4 protein-coding genes are annotated in these 6000 nt (G+C 73.3%); 1 reads left to right on the top strand and 3 read right to left on the bottom strand.

Annotated elements, in window-relative coordinates:
• Positions 1 to 32: 32 nt before the first annotated feature.
• Complete coding sequence (locus ACFV4N_RS06145) at positions 33 to 1898, bottom strand: sigma-70 family RNA polymerase sigma factor (protein ID WP_499671407.1); 1866 nt, start codon at positions 1896 to 1898, stop codon at positions 33 to 35.
• Between the two features lie 249 nt (positions 1899 to 2147).
• Between ACFV4N_RS06145 and ACFV4N_RS06140 the strand changes: the two genes are divergently transcribed.
• A complete protein-coding gene (locus ACFV4N_RS06140; protein WP_499671406.1) occupies positions 2148 to 3542 on the top strand; it encodes a pyridoxal phosphate-dependent decarboxylase family protein in 1395 nt (464 codons plus the stop codon).
• A gap of 39 nt (positions 3543 to 3581) precedes the next feature.
• On the opposite strand, the gene tesB is transcribed toward ACFV4N_RS06140, so the two are convergent.
• Together tesB and pyk are read right to left on the bottom strand one after the other, a co-directional pair.
• Positions 3582 to 4508 carry an acyl-CoA thioesterase II gene (gene tesB, locus ACFV4N_RS06135; protein WP_499671405.1) on the bottom strand — a complete coding sequence of 309 codons (927 nt, stop codon included), beginning with the start codon at positions 4506 to 4508 and terminating at the stop codon, positions 3582 to 3584.
• 8 nt (positions 4509 to 4516) lie between these two features.
• A complete protein-coding gene (pyk, locus tag ACFV4N_RS06130) occupies positions 4517 to 5941 on the bottom strand; it encodes a pyruvate kinase (RefSeq protein ID WP_499671404.1) in 1425 nt (474 codons plus the stop codon).
• Between the last annotated feature and the right edge of the window lie 59 nt (positions 5942 to 6000).

Below are 6000 nucleotides of genomic sequence, written 5' to 3'. Positions count from 1 at the left end.
ACCACCGCACGACCGGCGGCGACGGGAGTCCCTCACCCGGTGGCACGGTAGGCCAGCCCGGCGGCGTTGGGCGTGCCGCCGGGCGCGTACAGGCCCGTGCCGGGTTCGTCGGCCGGGAGCGCGAACCAGGCGTAGCGCTCCAGGTAGGGCAGAGCTTCAAGCATCCGCGAGGACGCGCCGGCGAAGTCGGCCAGCTCCTGGGCGCCCGGGTGGCGCACGCCGCCGCCGGTGAAGTCCATGAGCGAGTACTCGGTGAGCCAGACCGGCAGGCCGTAGCGGGCGTGCACGGCGTCCAGGTAGCCCTTGAGGTGGCCGACGGCGGCCGGGCCGAAGTCCGAGCCGTACCAGTGCAGGGTGATGAAGTCGACCCGCAGGCCGCGCTCGCGGGCGCCCGCCAGGAACCGGTCCAGCCAGCCGCCCGGCCGGTCTCCGCCGTATGCCACAGCCGGGCTGCCCAGGCGCATCCCCGTCGCCTCCAGCCGCGGCCACAGGTCGAGGGCCTGCTCGACGGACATGTTCGCCTGCTCGGCGAGGTCGGGCTCGTTGAAGCCGAGCAGGGTGGTGCCCTGCCGCTTGACGGCCTCCAGGTCGGCCGGGGTCGCGGTCTTCGCGCCCCAGATCATCGGCACGTACTCCACGCCCGGCGCCTGGACGCCCTCCGGCGTGGTGGCCCAGTTGTAGAACCAGCCCGCGCCGACGTCGGACAGCGCCCGGCCGACGCCGTCGAAGTGCCAGGTGCTGACGCCCTTCTTGATCGACTTGGCGGCCGGGAGGGGGTCGGGCGGTGCGGCGACGACCGGTTGGGTCGTGGTCGTCGTGGTGGTCGTAGTGGTGGTGGTCGTGCTCGTCGGGCCGGCCGTGGTGGCGGGCACGAGGGTGGTGGTCGTGGCGGTGACCGGCGCGGCCACCGGGACCGGTCGCGGCGCCCGCTCGGGCGGCAGCAGCGCGACCGCGCCCGCCACCGCCGCCACGGTGGCCACCGCGACCAGCGGCTTGGCGGCGGCGTGCGCCCAGGACGACCGCTTGACCGGCGCCTGGGCGACGGGGTGGACGTGTTGGACGTGGTGGGCGGGGTGGACCGGCTCGGCGGTGACCGGGTCCGGTTCGGGCAGGTCGGGGTGGGGCCGCCCCGGGTCGAGCAGGCCGAACCCGGCCGGCACCGGCACCAGCGGGATGCGGGCCACCAGCCCGTCCACGGCGGCCAGGTCGTCGAACCCGCGCCCGCACCGGTGGCACTCCCGGGCGTGCCGCACGATCCGCTTGCGCCACAGCGCGCCGGGCCGGCCGTCCCAGTCGGCGATCACCTCGGCCAGCTCGCCGCACCGGGGCGCGGCCAGCACGCGCACGACCACGCGGGCCGCGTCGAGCTGGGCCTTCATCCGCTGGACCCGGACGGCGGCGTGCTGCGGGGTGAGGTCGAGCGCCCTGACCAGCTCGGCGCGCGTGATCCGGCCGACCTGCTCCAGCCACCACAGCGACAGCACCTCGCGCTCGTCGTCGCCGATCCAGCGGGTGGCGGCGAGGACCTCCCGGCGCTGGCCGGCGAGCTGGAGGCGGGTGATGGCGAGGTCGGCGAAGTCGGCGCCCGGGTCGGCGCGGTCGAGCACCTCGTGGTCGACGGGCAGCGGCCGGCTGCGCCGGTGGTGGTCGCGGACCTGGTTCATCGCGATGACCAGCAGCCAGGAGCGGAACGACTCGGGCCGCGCCAGCCCGGACAGCCCGTCCACGGCGCGGAGCATTGTCTCCTGGACCAGGTCGTCGGTGTCGGGGTGCCCGCCGAGGGCGTGGCCGACGACGTTGTAGACCAGCGGCAGGTAGGACGCCACCAGCGCGTCCAACGCGCCGGGCTCGCCGCGCTGCGCGGCCCTGACCGCCTCGGCGTCACCTGGTGTGCGCATACCGATCCTCTCGGCCGAGTTGGGCTTACCCACCGGAGACGGCCGGCGCCGGCCAAGATAACCAAAACCCGCGAGTCGTACCTCCAGGTCCACCGTGTCGTACGTTCGCGCACCCCGAGTTCAGCGTTCGCGTCGAGCCCCGGGGCGCGCGAACGCTGAACTCGGGGGTTCTGGGCGTACGACTCGCGCGGTCTGGGCGTACGACTCGCGGGGTCTGGGGGTACGACTCGCGCGGGTTAGCGTGGAGGGGTGGAACCTGAGGAGTTTCGGCGGATTGGGCACGAGGTCGTCGACTGGATCGCCGACTACCGCGCGCGGGTCGAGGAGTTCCCCGTCCGGTCCCGCGTGGAGCCGGGGTGGGTGCGTTCGCGGCTCGGCGCGTTGAGCGAGGAGGGCGGCGACTTCGCCGGGTTGCTCGACGACCTGGAGCGGGTGGTGCTGCCCGGCACGACCCACTGGCAGCACCCCGGCTTCTACGCCTACTTCCCGTCCAACGCGTCGCTGCCCTCCGTGCTCGGCGACCTCCTGTCGTCCGGCCTGGGCGTGCAGGGGATGCTGTGGTCCACCTCGCCCGCCGCGACCGAGGTCGAGCAGCACCTGGTGGACGAGCTGGTGGGCGCCATGGGCCTGCCGGAGCGCTTCCTCGGCGGCGGCGTCATCCAGGACACCGCGTCGTCCGCCGCGCTGGTCGCGGTGCTGGCGGCGCTGCACCGGTCCTCCGGCGGCAAGTGGCGGCAGTCCGGTGTGGACGGTTCGGAGACGGTGTACGTGTCGTCGCAGACCCACTCGTCGATCGAGCGCGCGGCGCGGTTGGCGGGCCTCGGCGAGCAGGCCGTGCGGTCCGTGCCGGTCGACCCGGCGACGCTGGCGATGGACGTCGGCGCGCTGGCGGAGCGGCTGCGGGCCGACGTGGGGGCCGGGCGGCGGCCGGTGCTCGTGTGCGCCACCATCGGCACGACCGGCACCGGCGCGGTGGACCCGGTGCGGGAGGTCGCGGCGCTGTGCGCCGAGCACGGCGCCTGGCTGCACGTGGACGCGGCGTGGGCCGGGCCGGCGGCGCTGTGCCCGGAGTTCCGCCCCCTGTTCGACGGCGTGGAGCTGGCCGACTCGTTCACCGCCAACGCCCACAAGTGGATGTTGACCGCGTTCGACCTGTCGCTGTTCTGGACGGCCCACCCGGACGTGCTGGTGGACGCCCTGACCATCCTCCCCGAGTACCTGCGCAACAGCGCGACCGAGTCCGGCGCGGTGGTCGACTACCGCGACTGGCAGATCCCGCTGGGCCGCCGGTTCCGGGCGCTGAAGCTGTGGTCGGTGCTGCGCTGGTACGGGCTGGAGGGCGTGCGGGCGCACCTGCGCGGGCACGTGGGGCTGGCGGCGCTGCTGGAGTCGTGGGTCGAGGCCGACGAGGGGTGGGAGCTGGTCGTGCCCAGGTCGCTGTCGCTGGTGACCATCGCCCACCGCGACGGCGACGCGGCCACGCGGGCGGCGATGGACCGGGTCAACGCGAGCGGCGAGGCGTTCGTGACGCACACGACCGTGAACGGCCGGTTCGCCGTGCGCGTCGCCATCGGGGCCGAGGGCACGAGGGAGCACCACGTGCGGGCGCTGTGGGAGGCGTTGCGGGCGGGCGGCGGGAGCTGAGGCCCCGCCCGTCAGGCAGCACCCGTCAGGCGGCACCCGTCACCGCAGCACGCGGAGCAGGCCCTCCTGGACGACGGTCGCCACCAGGCTGCCGTCCCGGGCGTAGAAGCGGCCCGTCGCCAGGCCGCGCGCGCCGGACGCCGAGGGCGACGCGCAGTCGTACAGGAACCACTCGTCCGCGCGGAACCGGCGGTGGAACCACATGGCGTGGTCCAGGCTCGCGCCCAGCACCTTGTCCGTGCCCCAGTAGACGCCGTGGCGGACCAGGACCGAGTCGAGCAGGGTCATGTCCGACGCGTAGGCCAGCACGCAGACGTGCAGCAGGTCGTCGTCCGGCAGCACGCCGTCCGCGCGCATCCACACCTGGCTGCGCGCCTCGGCCGGCCCGTCGTCGCGCGCCTGCCACGGCGGCCGGGTCACGTACCGGATGTCGATGGGCCGGGGCAGGCGGGCCATGCCCACCTTGTCCAGGTACCCGGCCGCCGACTCGGCGTAGGTCGGCAGGGAGTCCGGCGGCGGCACCGCCGGCATCGGGTCCTGGTGGTCCAGGCCCGGCTCGTCGAGCTGGAACGACGCCGACAGCGAGAAGATCGCCTTCCCGTGCTGCACGGCGACCACCCGCCGGGTCGTGAACGACCGGCCGTCGCGGATGCGGTCCACCTCGTACACGATCGGGACCGTCGGGTCGCCGCCCCGGATGAAGTACGAGTGCAGCGAGTGCACGTGCCGTCCGGGCTCGACGGTCCGGCCGGCGGCCACCAGGGCCTGACCGGCCACCTGCCCGCCGAACACCCTGACGGGTGATTCGGCGGGCGACACCCCGCGGAAGATGTTCTCCTCGATGCGCTCCAGGTCGAGCAGCGCCACGAGGCGGTCGAGCACGGGCTGCCCGTGCGGCACGCCGTCGGCGTCCAGCGGAACGTCCGAGAACCCGGCGGAAGCCGCGGCGCGGGCAGCCTCGGTCACGTCATCTCCTAAGCGTGGTCTTCCTCCCCCAGGCGGTGCACCCGGATGAGGTTGGTCGAGCCGATGGTGCCGGGCGGCGAACCGGCCACGACGACCATCAGGTCACCCGGCTGGTACCGGCCGATGGACAGCATCGACTGGTCCACCTGGCGGACCATACCGTCGGTCGAGTCAACCTTAGGCACCAGGAACGTCTCCGTGCCCCAGGTGAGAGCAAGCTGACTGCGCACGCTCGGCTCCGGCGTGAACGCCAGCAGCGGCAGGTGGGTGTGCAGGCGGGCCAGCCGCCGCACGGTGTCACCGGACTGGGTGAACGCCACCAGCGCCTTCGCGTTCAGCCGCTCGCCGATGTCGCGCGCCGCGTAGGAGATGACGCCCCGCTTGGTGCGCGGGACGTGGGTCAGCGGCGGGACCTGCACCGACTCGGTCTCGACGGCCTCGATGATCCGGCCCATGACCTTGACCGACTCGATCGCGTAGCGACCGACCGACGTCTCGCCGGACAGCATCAGCGCGTCCGCGCCGTCCAGCACGGCGTTCGCCACGTCGGACGTCTCGGCGCGGGTCGGGCGGGAGTTGGTGATCATGGAGTCGAGCATCTGGGTGGCCACGATCACCGGCTTGGCGTTCTCGCGGGCGATCTGGATCGCGCGCTTCTGCACCAGCGGCACGTGCTCCAGCGGCAGCTCGACGCCCAGGTCGCCGCGGGCGACCATGACGCCGTCGAACGCGAGCACGATGGCTTCGAGGTTGTCGACCGCCTCGGGCTTCTCGATCTTGGCGATGACGGGCTTGCGGCCGTGGCCGACCCGGTCCATGACCTGGTGGACCAGGTCGATGTCGGCGGGCGAGCGCACGAACGACAGTGCGATGAAGTCCACGCCCAGGTTGAGCGCGAACTCCAGGTCCTCGATGTCCTTCTCGGACAGGGCCGGCACGGAGACGTCCATGCCGGGCAGGGACAGGCCCTTGTTGTTGCTGACGGGGCCACCCTCGGTGACCTCGCAGACCACGTCCGGCCCGTCGACGTCCACCACGACCAGGCCGACCTTGCCGTCGTCCACCAGCAGCCGGTCGCCGACCTTGGCGTCCTGGGCGAGCTGCTTGTAGGTGGTGGAGACGCGGTCGTGGGTGCCCTCGACGTCCTCCACCGTCACCCGGACGACGTCACCGGTGCGCCACTCGACGGGCCCGTGGGCGAACCTGCCCAACCGGATCTTCGGCCCTTGGAGGTCGGCGAGGACGCCGACCGCCCGCCCCGACGCTTCGGCCGCGGCGCGGACGAGGTCGTAGACCTGCTTGTGGTCGGCATGGCTGCCGTGGCTGAAGTTCATCCGAGCCACGTCCATACCGGCCGCCACCAGCTCGTTGACCTTGTCCTCGGTCGCGGTGGCGGGACCCAGCGTACAGACGATCTTCGCGCGTCGACTCACGTCTGTGCAGCGTAGTCCCTGTCACTGGACCGATCAGGATGTACCCGGGGGTAATCTCG

Origin of the sequence: Actinosynnema sp. NPDC059797, from assembly GCF_042732085.1 — a bacterium.
Taxonomy (GTDB): Bacteria; Actinomycetota; Actinomycetes; order Mycobacteriales; family Pseudonocardiaceae; genus Actinosynnema.
This window is presented reverse-complemented; position numbering and strand designations above follow the sequence as displayed.